Source organism: Dyella thiooxydans (assembly GCF_001641285.1).
Classification (GTDB): Bacteria; Pseudomonadota; Gammaproteobacteria; order Xanthomonadales; family Rhodanobacteraceae; genus Dyella_A; species Dyella_A thiooxydans.
Window position 1 is genome coordinate 511500 of record NZ_CP014841.1, and the last position, 18127, is coordinate 529626.

Here is an 18127-nt window from a genome sequence, read left to right on the forward strand (position 1 = left end):
CGGGCTCAACGGGCGGGCACGTCGATCCGCGCCAGCAGCGTGTTGCCGCTGGTTTCGCGCAGGTCGTAGTGCAGCACGCGGGCGACGATGCTGCCGCCGCCGGGACCGGGCAGGACCTTGTCGATCTTCACCGTGAGATCCAGTTGCACGCCGCTCCGGCTGATCCGGTCGCGGATGCCCTGGGCGTCCGCCGCCGGCACGTGCCAGCTCTGCGCGTCGAGCGCGTTGTCGAAGCTCAGCTCGACCTTCTGCCGGAGCGCATCGAACTCCACCTGCGAGCTGGGCGACAGCGCGCGGATGGTGAACTCGCTGTAGCCGGGGTCGTAGTCGCTCAGGTTGGCCTGCATGGTCAGGTGCAGCACGCCGACGTTCTTCACCGCGCGCAGGCCGGCAAGCAGTTCGGCGCGGACCTCGGCGCGGCGTGCGGCCTTGTCGGGGCCGGCCGCGCTGTCCACCCGCGTGTCCTGCTCGACCCATGCGTCCAGCGGCGGCGGCAGCCCGGCCAGGTCGTAGTAGAGGAACACCATGGTGGGGTTGTCCGGGTTGTCGAGTGTGCCGGTTCGCGCGGCGAAATCGCCGGGGTCGACCGCACCGACGGGGGCGCTGTCCGCACGGTTGGCAGACGCATCGGGCCGGAGCCGTCGGCGCGTCGGACCGGTGCGGCTCCGGGGCGGGCGACGAGGCGTCGCCCTCGTGGGCGGTGCCGCCGCAGCCGCCGAGCAGGCAGGCGGCGAAGGCGAGGACAAGGGCGTGCTGGTGGGGCGAGGTCATGGCGTAGGCTCCTACAGGCTCGGCGCCTGGGCGTTCTTGCTGGCGTCCTGGACCTGCCGGGCGCGGCGCTGCGCATCGAGCGCAGCGAGGCCCCGCTCGGTGGCGCTGACCGCGGCGTAGCCGCCGGCCTGGTCGACCACGCCGACCTGCATGCGCTGCGCCAGCACGAGGTTGTCGCGCATGCCGTACAGATAGGCCTGGATCACCACGCCGCAATCGGGGGAGAGGTTCACCGATCCATCGGGGTCGGCGATGCCGCTGCACTGTTTGTAGAGCGGCGAGGTCTCGCTGGCCCGCCGGCCGCGCGGATCGAAGATCCACACCAGTCGGCGGTAGTTGCTGCTGCCGTCCTGCTTGCTGAGCGGGCCGTACTTGCCGACCAGCGCCTGCTGCACGCTGTCCATGGTCGGGTTGCGGCCGGCGTCGAACCATTCCTCGCGGGCCACGGCGATCACCTTCTCCTGCCCCGGCATGCCCATGGTGGAAACGAACCACTTGGACTGCCCCGGCTTCAGGTCGTGGCGTACCGCGTTCATGCCGCGGGCAGTCGCGTCGCGCTCCATCTCCTGGATGATCTGCCGCGAGGTCTTCTGCACGCGCGGTTCGGCGAAGCGGGCGGTGAACGCCTGGCGCAGCTTCTGGCCATAGGTGGGAAAGTTGAAGCCGCGGTCGTTTTCCTCGCGGATCACCAGCAGCGGGTTGGCGCACAGCACGAGGTGCGCGGCCTGCTCGTAGGTGAGGCCGGGGCGCACGCCGAGCACGTCATCGACTGGCGTGCCGGCCGGAGCGGCGGGCTTGTCGGCGGGACAGTCGACGTCGCCGCGCTTCTCGGCGGCCACCTCCTCGGCGCTGGCATTGCCGGTCGGCGTGCTGGCGGGCGGTCGGTCGGCCTGCGGGTGGCCGCCGGCCGGCGTCGGCGCGTGGCCCGAGCTGCAGGCGGCGAGCAGCGCCGACAGCGCGATCGCGCCGGCGCGAAACGGTGTGCGGAGATCATCGTGGACGCTCATGGCAGGCTCCTGGCCGGGGAAGAGAGAGAGGTGAACCGGATCAGCTGCCGACACGGGTGGTCTGGTACCAGACCGGTCCGCGCTTGAGCCGCCAGGCACAGAACAGCGCAACCGGCACCAGCAGCAGGCCGGCCGGGGGAAACACCGCGGTGATCAGCAGCGGCAGCACCAGGCCGAAGGCGATCACCGAGCCTTTGCCCATCACGCCATAGGCGTTGGTCGCATAGCCCTTGCGGGCGCGGCAGCCGGGGCAGATCGAGGCCTGTGCATCGACCACGCTCATGCACCAGGGGCATTGCTCCTGGCCCTGCTTGAGCGTGACCGGAAGCGGTGCGCCACAGCGCGGGCAGGCCGCAGCTGCGTCGGAAATATCGCTGTGGCAATCGGTGCACTGGATCAGGGCCATGACGGGACTCCTGCGGGATGGCGTGGGAAGGAGGGCGACGCTCAACCGGCGCCCGGCGGTTCGTCGCGGTGCGCGGTGGCATCGGGCGCAGGCGGCTGGGCACGTGCCGCGCTCTCGCGGGCGAGCCGGGCGGCCTTGTCCTGGGCGGCACGCGCACCCTGGCGGGCGCGTTCGGCCTGGGCGCGCAGCTGGGCCTCCAGTGCACGCGGGTCGAGGTCCCGCGCGGTCTCTTCGAAGATCACCACCCAGCCGGCCGCCAGCACCACCAGGCCAAGGCTGATCGCCAGGAAGTACAACACCGAGGCCGAGGCGGCCACGTCGCGCAGGCTGGCGGTCATCGCCATCAGCCCGGCGACAGGGCCGGCGGCGAAGCCCGCCCCACCCATGTCGTCGTCATAGCCGCCGTAGTGGCCGGCATAGGCCGGTGCGGCATGGCCGATGTGCACCGCATGCTGCACCCCGGCGGCAGACAGGACGCCGGTGGTGACGATGCCGGCTGCCAGCGCCACCACGGCCAGCGCGACGAGGTTCAGCAGCATCCCGCGCAGCGCGGTGTCGAACAGTCGCCGGCGCACCACCAGCAGCACGGTGGCGACGATGCCGGTGATCGAGCGCCCGTCGCAGGCCGCGACGGTGGCCAGCGGCGCGGCGATGAAGCCCAGTGCATACAGCGCGACACCCATCACCACTGCCACCAGCGGAAACACGAGGTGGTCCAGCGCCGGTCCGATGCCGGGGATCTGGGTCAGCAGGAACAGCAGGCAGGCGGCGACCACGATCGCCAGCACGGCCGCGAACAGCAGGAGCATGGCCAGCAGCACCTTCACCGCCACGGCGAAACCGCCGGTCACGGCGGCGACCAGTCCCGGCGCCGCGCCACCGTGGCGGCGTTGCCACTGCCGCAGCGAGACCGCGCAGTAGGCCGTGGTGCCGACCAGCCAGGCCAGCAGCAGGGCGATCAGCACGGTCAGCCGGCCGCCATGCACGGCGCTACCGACGGCCGCGGCCGCGAGCAGGCCGGCGGCGGCACCACCTACGGCCATCAGTAGCAGGTTGCCGGGGCCGCGCAGGGCGTCGAGCGCACCGAGCAGGGAGGTGGGAGCGGCGGGCGTATCGGAGTCGTTCATGGCTTCACCTGGGCGGGTTGGGCGCCGGGCCGCGACAGCCGACCTGGAGCGTGTGGTGGTGGCAGCGCATGGCGTCCGCGTTGGCCGGTGCGCCGTTGAGCGCACAGACCGCGGCCATCCGCTGCACCGTGTCGGGGTCGTGGTTCATCACCTGCACCGAGGCCTCGCTGCAGCCGGTCGCGTCCACGTCCACCCACACGGTGCGGGTGCAGCCGCTGGCAGCGGCCGCCGATGCGACGGCCAGGCACAGGCGAGCGAGACGATGGCGGTAGGGCAGGTCCATCGATGATTCCCGAAGCCCCCGGTGGGAGGCGTGGCCGGATTGCGCCACGGCGCGGGGCGGGAGGTCCTCTCGCCGGTCTAACGGATCGCTAACGGCGGCACTGCAGCGTGCTGCGTCCGGTCGCCGCGACTCGCACCGGGCCGGGCGGTGGCGCATAGTCGGGAGCGGGGGAGGCATGCATGGATACGGGCACACCCACCGACGAACCACCGCTGTACTGCTACGGCTTCGGCAACGCGCAGTTCGATGAGGCGCGCGCGGAGTTGCGCGTGGGCGGGCTGGCCGTAGAGCTGGAGCAGCGCCCGTTGCAGGTGCTGGCCCTGCTGCTGCGCCACGCCGACGAGGTGGTGACCCGCGAGGAACTGTTCGACACCGTCTGGGCCGGCCGGCCGACGGTGGACAACGTGCTGGCCAATGCGGTGGCCAAGCTGCGCAAGGCGCTGGGACCGGGCGAGGCCGCTCGGGTCGTCAACGTGCCGCGGGTCGGTTACCGGCTGGTCGGCCCGGTCCAGCGCACGGTCGCCGGTCGTCGGCTGCGCAGCCAGCTGGCCCTGCGGGTTGGAGAGCCGGTGCCCGGCCGCGGCCACTTCCGCCTGCGCGAACAGCTGGCCTCGGCCCACGGCAGCGAAGTCTGGCTGGCCCGCCACGACAAGACCGGCGAAGCGCGCGTCTACAAGTTCGCCACCGCCGGCGACCGGTTGGCGGCGCTCAAGCGCGAGGCCACGCTGTATCGCGTGCTGCACGAGGGGCTCGGCGACCGGGACGACTTCGTGCGGGTGATCGACTGGAATTTCGAGGACGCGCCGTTCTTTCTCGAATGCGCCTGGGCGGGCGTCAGCCTGACGCACTGGGCCGAGGATCCGGCCGGCCTGCCGGCGCTGGACGGTCCGGCCCGGCTGGCGGTCTTCCTGCAGATCGCCGACGCGGTCGCCGCGGCACATCGGGTCGGCGTGCTGCACAAGGATCTCAAGCCGTCCAACGTGCTGGTGATGCCCGAAGGCGGGGGCTGGCGCCTGCGTGTGGGCGACTTCGGCAGCGGCCGCCTGATGGAGCCCGAACGCCTCGACCAGCTCGGCATCACCGCGCTGGGCCTGACCGTGACCCAGGTGCTTGGCGACGACGCCAGCGGCACGCCGTTGTATCTGGCGCCGGAACTGCTGGGAGGACAGGCGCCGACGGTGCAGAGCGACGTCTATGCGCTCGGCCTGATCCTCTACCAGCTCTGGGTGGGCGACCTGCGCCGGCCACTGGCGCCGGGCTGGGAGTCCGCGGTCGACGACGAGTTGCTGCGCGAGGACATTGCCGCGGCCACCGCCGGCGACCCGGCCCTGCGTCTGGCCAGCGTGGCCGAGCTGGCCGACCGCCTGCGTCGGCGCGACCTGCGCCGGCTGGAGCACGCGCGGCTGCGCGAGGCCGAGGCCCGTGCGGTGCGCGCGGAGCGGCGGCTCGAGCGCAGCCGCGCGCGGCGGCCGTGGATCGTCGCGGCGGTATTGCTGTTGATGCTCGGCCTGGGCGTGAGCCTGTGGCAGTACCGCCGGGCGGGGTTGGCGCGCGACGAGGCGCAACGCCAGGCAGCCATCGCCAACGCCACCAACCAGTTCCTCAACGAGGATCTGCTCGGTGCCGGCATCGGCGGCGATTCCCCGGCCTGGTACGAGAAGAACCCGAGCCTGCGCGAGATCCTCGATGCGGCGGCCCAGCGGCTGGACGCCCGCTACCGCAAGGCCCCGCTGCTGGCGGCGAGCCTGCACCAGACGCTGGGCCGCGCCTACCGGGCCACCGGCGACTTCGCCAGCGCCAGCGCGCAGCTGGGCAAGGCGGTCGAGCTCATGCAGGGAGCGGTCGGCGCCGGCGACGACCGCGTGCTGCTGGCCCGCTACGAGCTGGCGGTGATGCAGGCACACCTGTCGCACTTCGATCAGGCCACCAGCGAACTGGACCGGGCCGACCGCGATGCCGGCGTGCGGCGGCAGACGGTGTCGGAGATCGGGCTGCGCTCGCATCTCTCGCGCGGCGACGTCGAGTACCAGCGCATGCAGGTGAAGGCGGCCTACGACAACTACCAGGCGGCACAGACCATCCAGCGCATCCTGCATCCGGACGACGTGCCGATGGCCGCGCACATCCTGCTCAGCCTGGCCGGTTGCGACCTGCGCCTCGGACGGGCTGTCGACGCCGAACGGATTGCCCGCCAGGTGCTGGGCGGCGCGCCGTTCACCCGCGGGCGGATCGGCCGGGCGGTGCTCGGCATGGCCCGCTCGCGACTGGGCGATGCGCTGCGCGCGCAGGGGCGCTATGCCGAGGCGATCCCGGTGGTCAGCCAGTCGCTGGCGGATTTCGCCGCGGTGCAGGGACCGGATGGGCAGGGCACGATCAGCACCCTGAGCACGCTGGGCTATCTCTACTCGCTCAGCGGCGACGACCGCCGCGCGCTGGCGATCGAGCGCGATGTCTACCAGCGCACCCTGCGCCGCTGGGGGCCGGACAGCCAGTACACCCTGGTCGAGCGGCTCAACCTGGGCACCCAGGAGCAGGATGCCGGCGACCTGGCTGCAGCGCTGGCGGACATCCGCGCCGCCGGGCAGGGCCTGGCCGCGACCTCCGGCGAACACAGTCCGGTGCTGCAGGCCGCACGGGTGGCCGAAGCCGGCGTGCTCAGCGCACTGGGTCAGCAGGCGCAGGCGCTGGCGCTGATCGACCAGGTCGACCCGGTGGCCTACCAGACCACGACCTCCGATCCCGGCCGCGCCGCCGTGCTGAGCGCGTTGCGCGCGCAGATCCTGTGGCGGATGGGGCGGGTCGGGGAAGCCCGACCCCGCCTGCGGCAGGCGCTGGCGGACATGCAGCGCGACGGGGTGGCCGAGACCGAGCAGGCTCCGTTTCGCGCCTTGCTGGCGAAGGGGCCCGGAACCGCGCCCTGATCGCCAGGGTTCCACCGGGCCGGCTTCGCACATCGTCCCGATCCATCTCTCTGCGCCGTGCTCGCGGCGACCCCATCCATGCGGTATCAATCCCCTTTCGCCCGGACCGCAGCAGGGAGGCTGGGGAGCATGACTGAACGGCAGGAAGGCACTTGCCCCACAGGATGCGAACGGGATCGCATCATGCACCGTGGCCTATCCACAGGATCTTCCCCGGAGGGGATGCGCGCTGGTCGATGCGGCGGCGCGGCGGTCTCCTCCTCTCTTGAGACGGCTTTTCCGCTCCGGCCCGGCCCTGCAAGGGACCGGAGCGACGTTTTCCGGGATCGATGCTGCCCGATCACCGGACGTCCGGCCGATGCGCCGGACCAGCCGGCAGCCACAGTCCGTCAAAGGCACTAGAGGAGTTCCGCATGAACAAGCATTTCGAACGCACCGGCCCGCTCACCGAATTGTCCAGCTATCCGCAATGGGCGCAGGACATGATCGCCGACTGCGAGAGCACCAAGGCCCGCGTTCTCGACCACGAGATCTGGAAGCTGATGATGGACCTGCGCCTGGACGAGGAGTCCACGGCGAACTTCATGCTGGGCCTGTGGCCCTTCATCGAGCGTTTTCCCAGCTTCATGGCGCTGAGCCTGCTCAAGACCCGCTACGGGCGCAGTCCCGGCGACAACCTGGCCCGGCGCTGGCTGGTGCGCAACATCCGGGTGGAGCAGAACCACGCCGAATACTGGATCCACTGGTCCGAGGGGGCCGGCGTGCCGCGCGAGCGCCTGCTCGGCGAGGCGGCCCCGCACGGCACCGATGGCCTGTCCCGCTGGTGCGAGGATATCTGCGCCCGCGGCAGCCTGGCGGCCGGCATCGTGGCCACCAATTACGCCATCGAGGGGGTGACCGGGGAGTGGTCGCAGATGATCTATGACAGCACGAAGTACCGGGAAAGCTTTGATCCTTCGATAAGAACTTCCGCGCTAAAGTGGTTGCACCTTCATGCCGCTTATGATGACACTCACCCGTGGGAAGCGCTGGAGATCGTCTGCACGCTGATGGGCATGGATCCTTCGGCCGACGACGTGGCGCATCTCGCCGAGTGCATCAAGCGCAGCTATACCAGCATGATCCTGTTGGGGGACCGGTGCATTCAGAATTGCCCGGACCGGTTGTTGCTGAGCGAGGCCGCGGCCTAAAGGATTGTCGCGGAAGGAGAAAACAGGGGAGGGGCACCCGGTCCGGTGCCCTCCGGCGTAAAGGCGGGCGATGCGGTTTGCGGGTAACAGTCTGAGCGTACAGCGGTCGCTGACACGGCGACTGATGCCGCTCGCCTATGCGCTGGCCCTGGCCATCGTGCTGATCATGGCGATGACCTGGGGCGTACTGCAGATCCAGGTGACTCTCGCTGGTTTCCTGAACAGCGAGAGCATCTGGTCCAAAGCGCAGAAGCAGGCCGTGATCGACCTGGGCAACTACGCGCTGAGCGGGTCCCCGGACGACCTGGCACAGTTCCAGAGCCATTACGACCTGCTTCAAAGCGACCGCTGGGGCCGCGATGCGATCGCCTCCGGTCACTACCGCAAGCAGGACATCGACGAGGTGTTCCGCAAGGGCAACATCATGCCGGCCTCCAAGCCCGGCATGATCTTCATGCTGCGCCACTTCACCGGAGCGCCGCACCTCAGGGCATCGCTGGACGCCTGGCGCTCCACCGACGCCTCGATAGATGAGCTGGGCCGGATCGCCGTCCAGATCCAGCAGCTCTATGCGAAGGGGGCGCCGACGGCTGACCAGATCGCGCGTATCCGCCAGCGCATCAACACCCTCAACGCCTTCATGGAGCCGCGCACCAACCTGTTCTCGGTGGAGATGGTCAAAGGCGCCATCTGGGCCGGTCAGATGCTCTTCTGGTGCGTGATCGGTGCGTTCTGCCTTGCCGCCGGCCTGTGGCTCTGGATGGCACGCCGGATCGTCGAGAGCATCCGCGGCAGCGAGGAGCGCTATCGCCTGCTGTTCGACAGCGCCGGTGACGCCATCGTCATGGTCGATCGGCGCTCCGGCCGGGTGCTGGATGCCAACCGCACCGCGTCCGCCTGGACCGGATGCAACGAGCGCGAGCTGGTCGGGCGGGACTTCACCTCGCTGTTCGCCCACGACCCCCTCGACCTCGACAACGGCCTGCCGCCGGTCGGCAGTCGCGAGGGCGACATCGCGCTGACCTCGCTGCTCGGCCGGGGAGGCGAGGTACGGCCGGTGGAGACGCGCAGCAGCCTCGCGCGCTGGGGCGATACCGAGGTCAGCCAGGCGATCGTCCGCGACGTGTCCGATCGCGTGGCGATGGAGCACGAGCGGCGCATCGCCGCCAAGGCGCTGGGCAGCATTGCCGAGGGCGTGATCATCGCCGACGCCGACCGTCGCGTGGTCACGGTCAATGCCGCCCACGTGGAAATCACCGGCTTCACCGCCCAGGCGCTGCAGGGCGTACGCTTCGACGAAACCCGATGCCTGGCCGACGACCGCCCGTTGCCGGACAGCGTCTGGCGCTCGATCGAACTGGGCGGCAACTGGCGCGGCGAGGTGAAGAGCCGCCGTCGCGACGGCAGCACCTATCCCGAACTGCTCAGCATCAGCGCGATCCGCGACGATTCGGGCCAGGTACTGCACTACGTGGCGGTATTCACCAACATCACCACCACCAAGGCGGATCAGCGCCGGCTGGAGCACCTGGCCACCCACGACCTGCTGACCGGGCTGGCCAATCGCACCGAGTTCGAGCGCCGCTGCGGCGACGCGCTGGAACTCGCCTCGCGCAGCCGCAGCTGCGTGGCGGTGCTGTTCATCGACCTGGATGCCTTCAAGATCGTCAACGACAGCTACAGCCATGCCATCGGCGACCGACTGCTGGCGCGGGTGGCCGAGCGCATCACGGCCGAGCTGGGACCGAACGACCTGGCCGGGCGCATCGGTGGCGACGAATTCACCGCCCTGGTCACCGGGCTGGACACCCGCGACGAGGCGGCGCATGTCGCCAGCCGGTTGCTGGCCGCGCTGGCCGCGCCGATCCCGGTGGACGAATACGACATCGTGCTCAGCGCCAGCATCGGCATCGCCAGCTACCCGCTGGACGGCGAAACCCCGTCGGCGCTGATCACCAACGCCGACGCGGCGATGTACGCGGCCAAGAGCGAGGAGCGCAACGCCTTCCGCTTCTACTCCCCGATCATGCAGGCCGACGCGCGCAAGCGCCTGCAGCTGGCTTCCGAGTTGCGCCAGGCACTGGCCAACGACGAGTTCCGGCTGGTGTTCCAGCCCAGCCTGGATCTGCGCACCGGGCGCGTGGTGGCTGCCGAGGCGCTGCTGCGCTGGCAGCACCCCAAGCGCGGACTGGTGATGCCGGACAACTTCATCCCGATGGCCGAAAGCCTGGGCCTGATTCGGCGCATCGACGAGTGGGTGCTGCGCGCGGCCTGTGCCTGGATCAAGCAGTGGGAGCACGAGCGGGTCGCGCCGATCCGCATCGCGGTGAACGTCTCGGCCAGCTGGTTCGGCCACCCGGCCTTCATCGAGGGGCTGCAGAGGGCGCTGCGCGACTACCAGGTCGATCCGAAGCGCCTGCTGCTCGAGATCACCGAGAGCGCGATCCTGCGCCTGGGCGAAGGCACCCATCGCACCATGTATGCGCTGCACACCATGGGCGTGGGCGTGGCGATCGACGACTTCGGCACCGGCTACTCCTCGCTGGCCTACCTCAAGCTGCCGGCAGTGGTCTGCCTGAAGATCGACCGCACCTTCATCACCGGCATCCCGCGCAGCGCGGACGACGTGGCCATTGTCGAGGCGATCCTGGCGATGGCGCGCAGCCTCAGGCTCTACGCCATCGCCGAAGGCATCGAGGACGAGGAGCAGCACGAGTTCCTGCTGCGCGCCGGTTGCGAGGAAGGGCAGGGCTACCTCTACGCCCGGCCGCTGGAAGTGCCGGATCTCATGCGCATGCTCAAGTCCGGCGGCAACCAGCCGCCGACCCGTCTGCGCCTGGTGCCGCCGCCGCGGGCCGGATGACCGTGATGTACCGGCGCGTCACCCCGTGGCAGCGTGAACGCGACCGGCGCGGGGAGCGGTCAGTGCCCGCCGGCGTCGGCGTACGCGGCCTCAGTCTGGTAGAGCTGTGGCATCAGCCGGCGCAGCGCGGCGACCTTCGGTGCATCGTTGACCACGATGTACGGGGAGTCGGGATGCGTGCGGTAGTAGTCCTGGTGATAGCCCTCGGCCATGTAGAACGCCGGCAGCGGCTCCACCCGGGTGACGATCGGTGCGTCGAACGCGTGCGCCGCACCCAGCTGGCGGATATAGGCCTGCGCCACCTCGCTCTGCTGCGGCGTGGTGGTGAAGATCTCCGAACGGTACTGGGTACCGTGGTCCGGCCCCTGCCGGTTGAGTTCGGTCGGGTCGTGCGCCACCGAGAAGAACACCTGCAGCAGGGTGCCGTAGCTGACCTGGGCCGGGTCGTAGACGATCTTCACCGATTCGGCGTGTCCGGTGTCGCCTTCGGCCACGCGGAAATAGTGCGCGGTGTCCGCTGCGCCACCGGCGTAACCGGCCCACACATGACGCACGCCCTTCACGTGCTCGAACACCGCCTGCAGGCCCCAGAAGCAGCCGCCGGCCAGCACGGCCACCTGGTCGCCGGCCGCCGCTGGGGCCGGGTCGAGTTTCGGCGGTGGCACCACGGCCTGGCTGGCGGGCGCGGCGCTGCAGGCGCCGACGGTCAGGGCCAGCAGGGCGGTGCCGATGCGGGAGAGCAGCACGAGACGGGATTTCCGGGGCATAGGGAGGCTTCCTGGAGTGGCAGGGGGGAAGGCCGCCGGTTCGCGACAGCATCCTCTACGCAGCGGTCGCGGAAAAGGATGCGTCGCCAGGCGTCCGCCCGTCACTTCGCCGCCAGTGGCCCGGCGGTTACCCTGCGGCAAGCGCCGGCAAGGGAAGGCTGAGGCCGTGGGCGCCTGCATGGATCCGGTCATCGACCTCGGTGCCTACGCGCGCCGCATCGGGTTTCTCGACCCGATGCGCGCGGACCTGGCTACCGTGCAGGGCGTGGTGCGGGCCCACGTGGCGGCGATCGCCTTCGAGAACCTCGATGCGCTGATGGGCAAGCCGATCGACCTCGATCCGCTGGGTATCGAGGACAAGCTGGTCCATCGCGGGCGTGGCGGATACTGCTTCGAGCACAACCGGCTGCTGGCCGAGGTGCTGCGCTCGCTGGACCTGCGGGTGGATTGTCTGTTGGCCCGGGTGCTGTGGAACCGGCCGGACGGCGCCCCTGCGCCGCTGAGCCATATGGTGCTGCGCGTGGTCATCGACGACGAACCATGGCTGGTCGACGCAGGCTTCGGCGGGCTCAGCCTGTCCAGCGCGCTGCGGCTGACCCGCGGCCTGGAGCAGCTCACTCCGCACGAGCCCTGCCGCTTGCTCGAGCGCGACGACGAATGGCTGTTGCAGGCGCAGGTGGCGGGTCAGTGGCGCAACCTGTACCGGTTCCGCCAGCAGCCGTGCGAGGAGGTCGACCTGGCCGTGGCCAACCACTACGTGTCGACCCATCACGAGTCGCCGTTCACCCACCAGCTGATCGTGGCGCGGACCATCGCCGACCAGCGGCTGACCCTGCGCAACCACGAGTTCACCATCCACCATCGCGGAGGGCCGAGCGAGCACTACCCGCTGCCCACCACCACCGATATCCGCCGGGTGCTGGAACGCCACTTCATGCTGGTGCTGCCGGCGCATGCCGGGTTGGACCGCCGGCTGGCGATGCTGCCGCGCTGAGCGGCTGGTTCAACCCGCCGCGTGGACGAGGATCGCCACCTCGTCGTCCACCACCACGCGCTGTCCCGCGTGGATCTTGCAGGTCTTGCGAAGCTCCAGTGTGCCGTCCACGGTGACCACTCCGGCCGCGACGATGGCCTTGCCCGCGCCGCCGCTGTCGCACAGGCCGACCAGCTTGAGCAGCTGGTTCAGCTCCACGTAGTCGTGCGGCGGCTCCAGGGCGAAGTCGATGTGTTCCATGGCGGCTCAGTCGTCGGTGGCGGGCAGGGGAAAGAAGGCAAAGAAGGGCCGGTCGTGTTCCAGCGCGAACGTGGCCGCGTCGTCGAGCACGCCGCGCAGAATCGTGAGGTCGTGCGGTGCACCCCGGCGCAGCGGGTCGACGTGTTCGAACAGCAGCACGTGGCCCCAGGCCGGCTGCCAGCCCGGGTCGCGCAGGCAGTCGGCCAGCGCGTCCCAGTTGAAGCCGAAGTCCTCCGGCAACTGCAGCGTATCGGCGATGCGCATCAGCAGCGCGGCCTTGCCGGTACAGCCGGCGAGGTCGATCCGGCGCAGTGCCAGTTCGTGCCGGCGCGCCTGCGCGGCGAGCGCGGGGTAGTCGCGCGCGTCCACGTCGTAGATGCCGGAAAGCAGCGGCCGGCTGAGGTCGAGGTGGTCCCCGGCGTGGCTCATCGCGCTCCCTCGATGCGGCGGAAGCTGCGGTAGTGGTCGTCGGTGTAGTAGTAAACCGCTGGCGGATTGCCGCCGGTGATGATGCGCCGCGCACCGCGGGTGCGCGCGTCTGGTGTTTCGACCGTGTACTCGTGGTAGTAGCCGCGTGGCTGTGCCGGCAGCAGGCCTTCGTAGTTGCCGAACACGGTGCCGTCCTGCGCGTGCGGGAACGGTCCGCCCCGGGCGATCAGTGCCAGTGTCCGGCGCGCTTCAGGCGGCAGTTGGCCGGTCTCGCTGGCGTGTGGCCCGGCCGTGGACGAACGATGCGCGGGCGGTGCCGGCTCATGCAGCGGGGCATGCGGCTGCTGTCGCCAGATCAGCAGGGCGACGACCAGCACGATCACGAGGCCGAGCAGTTTGCGCATGGCGGGCGGGGTCCGGGACGGGCGCGCAGTGTAGCGCCCGTGGCCGGATGGCGTTGACCGTCCGTTGAGCCGCGCCGCGGGACGATGCATGGTCGGTGCCCCACCTCAGGAGTCTTCGCCATGCCGCCGCGTCCCCGCGCCGTACCCTCCTTCCTTCGTCCGGCGGCGGCGGATCCCGCGCCGTTGCGCGGGCGCGTGGTGCTGGTGACTGGAGGCGCCCAGGGCATTGGCCGCGGCATCGCCCAGGCCGTCCTGGCGGCGGGCGGACGCGTGCTGGTCGGCGATGTCGACGTCGAGGCCGGCCGGGCCTGCCTCGACGAGTGGCAGGCGGGCGATGCCGCGGCGTTCCAGCGCCTGGACGTAGGCCGCGAGGCCAGCGTGCAGCGCTTCGTCACGGGGGCGCTGCGACGCTTCGGGCGGATCGATGGGCTGGTCAACAACGCCGGCATCGCCGATCCGCACACCGGGCCGCTGGAACGGCTCGACCTGCGCGAATGGCGCCGCCGCCTGGGCGTGAACCTGGACGGTGCCTTCCTGTGCGCCAAGCACGCGCTGCCGGCACTGCGGCAGGCGCCGGCGGGCGGCGCGATCGTCAACGTGGCCTCCACCCGGGCGCTGCAGTCCGAGCCGGATACCGAGGCCTACGCGGCAAGCAAGGGCGGTCTGCTGGCCTTCACCCACGCGCTGGCGATCAGCGCCGGGCCGGAGGTGCGGGTCAACGCGATCAGCCCGGGCTGGGTCGCCACCGATGGCTGGCGCAAGCCGGCCACCCGGCGCAGCCCGAAGCTGTCCCGGGCCGACCATGCACAGCACCCGGCCGGCCGGGTCGGCACGCCGGAGGACATCGGCGCGCTGGCCGCCTTCCTGCTGTCGCCGAAGGCTGGCTTCATCAGCGGCGAGAACTTCGTCGCCGATGGCGGTATGGTGCGTAGAATGCAGTACCTCTGAATGGCCGCACCGGACGCGCGGCGCCCCCGTCACCGTCCAGCGTCGCCTTCGCCATGCTCAAGCCTGCACGTCCCGTCACCGAGGCGGCCCGCCTCGACGAGCTCTACCGCTACGAAATCCTCGACACCCTGCCCGAGCAGGCCTACGACGACCTGCTGGCGGTGGCCGCGGGCATCTGCGGCACGCCGATGGGCTCGGTCAGCCTGGTCGATGCCGAACGCGAGTGGTACAAGGCCGCACTCGGCGTGGAGACGCGCGAGGGCGGGCGCGACGTGTCGTTTTGCGGCCACGCGATCCTCGACCCGTCGCAGCTGATGGTGGTCGAGGACGCACTGGACGACCCGCGCTTCAACGACAACCCCCGAGTGCTCGGCAGCCCGAACATCCGCTTCTACGCGGGCGCACCTCTTGTCAGCCCCAGCGGCCATGTCGCCGGCACGCTGTGCGTGATGGATCGCGAGCCGCGTGAGCTCAGCCCGTTCCAGCGCGAGTCGCTGGTGCGGCTGTCGCGGCAGGTGGTGACCCTGATGGAACTGCGCCGGGTCAACCGCCAGCTGCGCCAGCACCTGGAGGAGCGCGAGTGGTACGAGCAGCAGATGCAGGATTACCAGCGCCTGCTCGAGCTGCACAACGAGGAGCTGTCGACCCAGCTCGGGGTGGATCCGCTCACCGGCCTGAGCAGTCGTCGCGCCTTTACCGTGGCGCTGGAAAAGGCGCTCAGCCATGCCGCGATGGAGCAGCAGCCGGTGTCGCTGGCGCTCATCGACATCGACCATTTCAAGGCGATCAACGACGTGCATGGCCATCCGGTCGGCGACCAGGTGCTGGCCGAATTCGGTCAGCTGCTGCGTCGGCTGGTGACGCCGGCCTCGATTCCGGCCCGGCACGGTGGCGAGGAATTCGTCGTGCTGTTGCCGGGCATGGATCGCGCCCGCGCGACGCGCGAGGCCGAGGCTCTGTGCCGCGCGGTGCGCGAGGCGCAGCTGAGCCAGCCGTTGACGGTGAGCATCGGCGTGGCGGCCTGGCGCGTTGGCGAATCCACCGCCGAGCTGTATGCCCGCGCCGATGCGGCGCTGTATGCCGCCAAACGCGGTGGGCGCGACCGGGTGATGGTGGCCGATTAGCGGCCGTCCACCCGTCGCTGCAGGGCCATGGCGGCGGCCGGGTTGCGTGCCTTGTCGGCGCTGATGAAGTAGACGAATACGTCGCGCGGCAGGGCGTTGCCGGCGCCTGCGTCGACGTGCGGCAGCGATGACGGGTCGCCGCCATCGCGCCACTGCGCGGCGTGCCCCGCCCATGCATCGAGTTCGCCGGGCGGGTAGCCGTCCGCTTCGTCAGCGCGGCTGCGCATCAGCCGGGCATAGGCGAAATCGCCAGTGAGGTCGGCCAGTGAAGGGTAGTCCGGCGAGTCGGTAAACACCGTCGCCACACCCTGCGCCCGGGCCAGCTCGACATAGGCCGGGCTGAGGAAACTGGCGTGGCGCACTTCCAGCGCATGCCGCAGCGGTCGGCCGTTCAGCGTGCGCGGAAGGCGCTCCAGGAAGGCCGTCAGGTCATCCGCATCGAAGGCACGGGTCGGGGTGAACTGCCACACGATCGGTCCCAGCCGGTCGCCCAGCGCGTCCAGGTCGTCGACGAAGGGCTTGATCATCCGTGCCGCACCGGCCAGCCGTCGCTGCAGCACGATCAGCTTGGGCGCCTTCAGCGAGAACACGAAGCCGTCCGGCACCTGTTTCGCCCAGTGGGCATACGTCGTCGGTTCCGGCGCGCGGTAGTAGGTGCTGTTGATCTCGATGCTGCGCAGCTGGCGGCTGGCGTATTCCAGCTCGCGCCGCTGCACCAGTCCGGCCGGATAGAAGTTGTTGCGCCAGGCCGGGAACACCCAGCCGCCGATGCCGCAGCGGATCGAGGGGCCGGCGGCAGCCGGGGGCGTGGGTGCGCCAAAGAGGTCGTCGGTGTTGGTCATGGCGGGGCGGCATCGGGCGGGGCCGGCATCTTGGCACAGGCCCGCACCCATGACCTTCGGACTAGGCGGGGGGAGGCCTTTGCCGCGATAGTGGGGCGATCCGTTTTGCACACGATGGGGAACTCCGCATGTCCTTCCGACCCTCCCTGCGCGTGGCCATCGGCGCCGCGCTGCTGGTCGCCGCCTCGGGCGCGATGGCGGCCAACGCGCCGCAGGCCGGCACGCCGCCGCCGGCCCGCGTCGACGACACCGCCCGCCCGGCACTGCCGCCGGACCTGTCCGACTTCGCCGCCTACGTCGACAGCGCGCGCAAGACCTTCGACGTGCCGGGCATCGCCGTGGCCATCGTCAAGGACGGCAAGGTGGTGATGGAGCAGGGCTTCGGCGACAAGTCGCTGGATCCGAAGCAGCCGGTGGACGCGCACACGCTGTTCGCGATCGCGTCGAACACCAAGGCGTTCACCGCCGCGGCGCTGCAGCAGCTGGACGAGGCCGGCAAGCTGAAGATGGACGACCGGGTGATCGATCACCTGCCGTGGTTCCGCATGTCCGATCCGTACGTCACCCACGAAATGCGCATCCGCGACCTGCTCGCGCATCGCAGCGGCCTCTCGCTGGGCGCGGGCGACCTGCTGTACTGGCCGCCGACCTCGTACACCACCCGCGACGTGGTCGAGCGTCTGAAGAACGTGCCGATCAAGAACGGTTTCCGCAGCGGCTACGCCTACGACAACATCCTGTTCGCGGTGGCGACCCTGGTGATCGAGCAGGCCTCGGGGCAGAAGTACGCCGACTACATCCGCCAGCACATCTTCCAGCCGGTGGGCATGGACGAGTCGCTGATCGACGAGACCTACATCAAGCCGGGCATGGACGTGGCGACCGGCTACGCGCCAGAGAACTTCAAGGACCTCAAGCCGGTGCCGCCGATGGCCTGGCTCAACGACCCGGGCGCCGGCGGCATCTACGCCAGCGTGCACGACCTGGCCAAGTGGATGAACGTGCAGCTGGCCGGTGGCGCGCTGCCGCGGACCGGCGCCGACGGCAAACCCGAGCGGATCTTCTCCGAAGACAGCCAGCGCCAGATGTGGACCATGCTCACGCCGATCAAGGTGGGCAAGCCGCCGCTGCCGGAGTTCAAGCCGGTGGTGCCGAACTTCTACGGCTACGGCGAAAGCTGGTTCCTGTCCGACTACCGCGGCCACCGGCTGGCCTGGCACACCGGCGGCTGGCCGGGCTTCGTCTCGCGCCTGACCCTGGTGCCGGACCAGCACCTGGGTGTGGTGGTGCTGACCAATGCGCAGTCCGGCGCCGCCTTCAACGCAGTCACCTACCGCGTGCTCGATGCCTACCTGCATCCGGGCCAGAAGACAAACTGGGTGGCCGTCTACGACAAGCTGGTGAAGAAGGGCGAGGCGCATGCGGACGACAGCTGGGCCAAGCACCTCGCGGCGCGCGACAAGCACCCGAAGCTGGACCTGCCGCAGGCCCGCTACGCTGGCACCTTCCAGGACCCGTGGTACGGCGACGTGATCGTCAGCAACGAGGGCGGCAAGCTGCGCATGCGTTTCGCCCACACCCAACAGCTGATCGGCACGATGACGCCGTGGCAGCACAGCACCTTCGTGGTGAAGTGGGACGACCGCACGCTCAACGCCGACGCCTTCGCCACCTACACGCTCGACGCCGACGGCAGGATCACCGAACTGCGCATGCAGCCGATCTCGCCGCTGACCGACTTCAGCTTCGACTTCCAGGACCTGCGCCTGAAGCCGGCGAAGGCGGACCAGGCGTCCGAAGACTGACCGAAC

The 18127-nt window shown here is 70.2% G+C and carries 17 protein-coding genes; 7 read left to right on the forward strand and 10 right to left on the reverse strand.

All coding sequences use genetic code 11. The features are described from left to right. Positions 1-5: 5 nt before the first annotated feature. The 5 genes from ATSB10_RS02290 to ATSB10_RS02310 all read right to left on the reverse strand — a co-directional run bounded on the left by ATSB10_RS02290 (position 6) and on the right by ATSB10_RS02310 (position 3594). Entirely contained in the window at positions 6-527 is a 522-nt protein-coding gene (locus tag ATSB10_RS02290) for a hypothetical protein (RefSeq protein WP_063670248.1), read from the reverse strand. A 255-nt stretch (positions 528-782) separates the two neighbouring features. After that, positions 783-1778, reverse strand: a complete 996-nt coding sequence (locus ATSB10_RS02295) for a hypothetical protein (protein ID WP_063670249.1) — start codon at positions 1776-1778, stop codon at positions 783-785. A 40-nt stretch (positions 1779-1818) separates the two neighbouring features. Then, complete coding sequence (locus ATSB10_RS02300) at positions 1819-2184, reverse strand: zinc ribbon domain-containing protein (protein WP_063670250.1); 366 nt, start codon at positions 2182-2184, stop codon at positions 1819-1821. Positions 2185-2225: 41 nt separating this feature from the next. Next, positions 2226-3311: a hypothetical protein gene (locus ATSB10_RS02305; protein ID WP_063670251.1), complete on the reverse strand. Its 1086-nt coding sequence runs from the start codon at positions 3309-3311 to the stop codon at positions 2226-2228. A 4-nt stretch (positions 3312-3315) separates the two neighbouring features. After that, positions 3316-3594 carry a hypothetical protein gene (locus ATSB10_RS02310; protein WP_063670252.1) on the reverse strand — a complete coding sequence of 93 codons (279 nt, stop codon included), beginning with the start codon at positions 3592-3594 and terminating at the stop codon, positions 3316-3318. A gap of 179 nt (positions 3595-3773) precedes the next feature. Between ATSB10_RS02310 and ATSB10_RS02315 the strand changes: the two genes are divergently transcribed. The 3 genes from ATSB10_RS02315 to ATSB10_RS02325 all read left to right on the forward strand — a co-directional run bounded on the left by ATSB10_RS02315 (position 3774) and on the right by ATSB10_RS02325 (position 10568). Further along, positions 3774-6515: a tetratricopeptide repeat protein gene (locus tag ATSB10_RS02315; RefSeq protein WP_063670253.1), complete on the forward strand. Its 2742-nt coding sequence runs from the start codon at positions 3774-3776 to the stop codon at positions 6513-6515. A 413-nt stretch (positions 6516-6928) separates the two neighbouring features. After that, positions 6929-7705: an iron-containing redox enzyme family protein gene (locus ATSB10_RS02320; RefSeq protein ID WP_063670254.1), complete on the forward strand. Its 777-nt coding sequence runs from the start codon at positions 6929-6931 to the stop codon at positions 7703-7705. A 124-nt stretch (positions 7706-7829) separates the two neighbouring features. Next, the gene (locus ATSB10_RS02325) at positions 7830-10568 is read left to right on the forward strand and encodes a putative bifunctional diguanylate cyclase/phosphodiesterase (protein ID WP_063670255.1); all 2739 of its coding nucleotides are present in this window, start codon (positions 7830-7832) and stop codon (positions 10566-10568) included. A gap of 59 nt (positions 10569-10627) precedes the next feature. Here ATSB10_RS02325 and msrA read toward each other — a convergent pair whose 3' ends face one another. Next, positions 10628-11335, reverse strand: coding sequence for a peptide-methionine (S)-S-oxide reductase MsrA (msrA, locus tag ATSB10_RS02330; RefSeq protein WP_063670256.1), 708 nt, complete (start codon positions 11333-11335; stop codon positions 10628-10630). Between the two features lie 178 nt (positions 11336-11513). Here msrA and ATSB10_RS02335 point away from each other — a divergent pair, with 178 nt between their 5' ends. Then, positions 11514-12329 (forward strand): arylamine N-acetyltransferase family protein, encoded by an 816-nt coding sequence (locus tag ATSB10_RS02335; RefSeq protein WP_063670257.1) that lies wholly within the window; start codon positions 11514-11516, stop codon positions 12327-12329. Between the two features lie 9 nt (positions 12330-12338). On the opposite strand, the gene ATSB10_RS02340 is transcribed toward ATSB10_RS02335, so the two are convergent. The 3 genes from ATSB10_RS02340 to ATSB10_RS02350 are packed head-to-tail and all read right to left on the reverse strand — an operon-like array spanning position 12339 to position 13402. Beyond that, positions 12339-12569 carry an RNA-binding S4 domain-containing protein gene (locus tag ATSB10_RS02340; RefSeq protein ID WP_063670258.1) on the reverse strand — a complete coding sequence of 77 codons (231 nt, stop codon included), beginning with the start codon at positions 12567-12569 and terminating at the stop codon, positions 12339-12341. Between the two features lie 6 nt (positions 12570-12575). Further along, positions 12576-12998 (reverse strand): barstar family protein, encoded by a 423-nt coding sequence (locus ATSB10_RS02345; protein WP_063670259.1) that lies wholly within the window; start codon positions 12996-12998, stop codon positions 12576-12578. Next, a complete protein-coding gene (locus tag ATSB10_RS02350; RefSeq protein WP_063670260.1) occupies positions 12995-13402 on the reverse strand; it encodes a guanyl-specific ribonuclease in 408 nt (135 codons plus the stop codon). Before ATSB10_RS02350 ends, ATSB10_RS02345 begins: the two co-directional genes overlap by 4 nt. Before the next feature lie 120 nt (positions 13403-13522). Between ATSB10_RS02350 and ATSB10_RS02355 the strand changes: the two genes are divergently transcribed. Further along, positions 13523-14350: a glucose 1-dehydrogenase gene (locus ATSB10_RS02355; protein ID WP_063670261.1), complete on the forward strand. Its 828-nt coding sequence runs from the start codon at positions 13523-13525 to the stop codon at positions 14348-14350. A 53-nt stretch (positions 14351-14403) separates the two neighbouring features. Continuing rightward, a complete protein-coding gene (locus ATSB10_RS02360) occupies positions 14404-15474 on the forward strand; it encodes a sensor domain-containing diguanylate cyclase (protein ID WP_063670262.1) in 1071 nt (356 codons plus the stop codon). On the opposite strand, the gene ATSB10_RS02365 is transcribed toward ATSB10_RS02360, so the two are convergent. After that, positions 15471-16316 carry a DUF72 domain-containing protein gene (locus tag ATSB10_RS02365; RefSeq protein ID WP_063670263.1) on the reverse strand — a complete coding sequence of 282 codons (846 nt, stop codon included), beginning with the start codon at positions 16314-16316 and terminating at the stop codon, positions 15471-15473. The genes ATSB10_RS02360 and ATSB10_RS02365 overlap by 4 nt on opposite strands. Positions 16317-16444: 128 nt before the next feature. Between ATSB10_RS02365 and ATSB10_RS02370 the strand changes: the two genes are divergently transcribed. After that, the gene (locus ATSB10_RS02370; protein ID WP_063670264.1) at positions 16445-18121 is read left to right on the forward strand and encodes a serine hydrolase; all 1677 of its coding nucleotides are present in this window, start codon (positions 16445-16447) and stop codon (positions 18119-18121) included. Positions 18122-18127: the final 6 nt, after the last annotated feature.

Coding starts and splice junctions, on each gene's coding strand:
- ATSB10_RS02290 (WP_063670248.1), bottom strand. CDS start 527: ATGGTGTTCCTCTACTACGACCTGGCCGGGCTGCCGCCGCCGCTGGAC.
- ATSB10_RS02295 (WP_063670249.1), bottom strand. CDS start 1,778: ATGAGCGTCCACGATGATCTCCGCACACCGTTTCGCGCCGGCGCGATC.
- ATSB10_RS02300 (WP_063670250.1), bottom strand. CDS start 2,184: ATGGCCCTGATCCAGTGCACCGATTGCCACAGCGATATTTCCGACGCA.
- ATSB10_RS02305 (WP_063670251.1), bottom strand. CDS start 3,311: ATGAACGACTCCGATACGCCCGCCGCTCCCACCTCCCTGCTCGGTGCG.
- ATSB10_RS02310 (WP_063670252.1), bottom strand. CDS start 3,594: ATGGACCTGCCCTACCGCCATCGTCTCGCTCGCCTGTGCCTGGCCGTC.
- ATSB10_RS02315 (WP_063670253.1), top strand. CDS start 3,774: ATGGATACGGGCACACCCACCGACGAACCACCGCTGTACTGCTACGGC.
- ATSB10_RS02320 (WP_063670254.1), top strand. CDS start 6,929: ATGAACAAGCATTTCGAACGCACCGGCCCGCTCACCGAATTGTCCAGC.
- ATSB10_RS02325 (WP_063670255.1), top strand. CDS start 7,830: ATGCCGCTCGCCTATGCGCTGGCCCTGGCCATCGTGCTGATCATGGCG.
- msrA (WP_063670256.1), bottom strand. CDS start 11,335: ATGCCCCGGAAATCCCGTCTCGTGCTGCTCTCCCGCATCGGCACCGCC.
- ATSB10_RS02335 (WP_063670257.1), top strand. CDS start 11,514: ATGGATCCGGTCATCGACCTCGGTGCCTACGCGCGCCGCATCGGGTTT.
- ATSB10_RS02340 (WP_063670258.1), bottom strand. CDS start 12,569: ATGGAACACATCGACTTCGCCCTGGAGCCGCCGCACGACTACGTGGAG.
- ATSB10_RS02345 (WP_063670259.1), bottom strand. CDS start 12,998: ATGAGCCACGCCGGGGACCACCTCGACCTCAGCCGGCCGCTGCTTTCC.
- ATSB10_RS02350 (WP_063670260.1), bottom strand. CDS start 13,402: ATGCGCAAACTGCTCGGCCTCGTGATCGTGCTGGTCGTCGCCCTGCTG.
- ATSB10_RS02355 (WP_063670261.1), top strand. CDS start 13,523: ATGCCGCCGCGTCCCCGCGCCGTACCCTCCTTCCTTCGTCCGGCGGCG.
- ATSB10_RS02360 (WP_063670262.1), top strand. CDS start 14,404: ATGCTCAAGCCTGCACGTCCCGTCACCGAGGCGGCCCGCCTCGACGAG.
- ATSB10_RS02365 (WP_063670263.1), bottom strand. CDS start 16,316: ATGACCAACACCGACGACCTCTTTGGCGCACCCACGCCCCCGGCTGCC.
- ATSB10_RS02370 (WP_063670264.1), top strand. CDS start 16,445: ATGTCCTTCCGACCCTCCCTGCGCGTGGCCATCGGCGCCGCGCTGCTG.